This is a genomic window from Mesorhizobium marinum, assembly GCF_040813675.1.
Lineage (GTDB): Bacteria > Pseudomonadota > Alphaproteobacteria > Rhizobiales > Rhizobiaceae > Mesorhizobium_K > Mesorhizobium_K marinum.
In genome coordinates, this window is sequence record NZ_JBFOCI010000022.1 from 1 (window position 1) to 1,074 (window position 1,074).

Consider the following 1,074-nt stretch of genomic DNA (forward strand, 5'->3'; position numbering starts at 1 on the left):
CTGTTTTGATCGACAATGGCATATCGAAAAGACCGCAGCGCTGGTCCTACGGGTTGCTTCTCGTCTGCGCGGCCAGCGCCGCGTTCTGGATAGCGGCGCTGTGGCTGGTCTTTTGAAGACCCTAAACCTCTCCTATGGCCGGTCGACCACGACGTAGACGACGTCCGAGCCCTGGTAGCGGGCGCGATACCAGACGCCGCCGCAGTCCCAGTACTTGACGTTGCGGACATAGGTGACGCGGCAGCCGCGCGGCAAGCCGTAGGCAATGCTTCCGATGGCGAGCCCGGTCGCAAGGCCGGCGCCCCAGCGACCGTAGTAGTGGTGGTCGTAGTGCCAGCGGTCGTGCCCGTGGTGGTGGTGGTTGTTGCCGTGCCCGGGCTTGTGATCCGGACGATGATGCGGCCTGTCCGGCCGATGGTTCGGACGGTTCGGACGATGGCTTGGGCGCGAGTGATGCCCGTGGTTGGAATGCAGGCGAACATTGCCGCCGCGGCCGCGCGCCTCGGCCGCGTCGAACGACGCACCGATCATCGCGGTGGCGAAGAGCGCGCTGATGACCGAACTGAAGGATTTGCCGAGAACCCCTTTCATCGCCTCATCCTCCCTGTTCGCCGTCTTCGACGGGTTCCTGCTCGATCTGCGTGACCCCCGCCGACGGCGCGAAGGAGAACATGCCTTCGCCGAGCACCGGTTCCAGGTCCCATTGCAGCGTCGCCTGGTACTCGGGCCGCGCCTCGTCATCCATGGTCGTGATCACCAGTCGGCATGTCAGCGGATCGCCGTTCGCGCGGATCCATACCTGGAAATCGACGTCGGGCGCGCGGTAGGCATAGTGGTCGCACGTGTCGCCGGCGATCAGGCTCTCGCCGACGAAGAAGGCCGACGTGATCTCCTTGACGTTGCTGCGGTCGGTTCCCCAGAAGAAGAGATCGGCGAGCGGCAACTGGACGCCGTATTTCTCGTCGGCTTCGTCGAGCATGTCGGCGATCGTCGCGGGCGCCTCGAACACGGAATAGAGGTCGAGGCCGGGCGCGTATTGCGTCACCGTCTTGCCGTCATAGACATAGGTCCGCG

2 protein-coding genes are annotated in these 1,074 nt (G+C 64.7%); both read right to left on the reverse strand.

Annotation, left to right across the window (positions count from 1 at the left end; translation table 11 throughout):
* Positions 1–132: 132 nt before the first annotated feature.
* Complete coding sequence (locus ABUE31_RS22645; protein ID WP_367726029.1) at positions 133–591, reverse strand: hypothetical protein; 459 nt, start codon at positions 589–591, stop codon at positions 133–135.
* Between the two features lie 4 nt (positions 592–595).
* Positions 596–1,074, reverse strand: a 479-nt coding sequence (locus ABUE31_RS22650) for a DUF2092 domain-containing protein (protein ID WP_367726030.1), incomplete at its 5' end; no start/stop codon positions are given.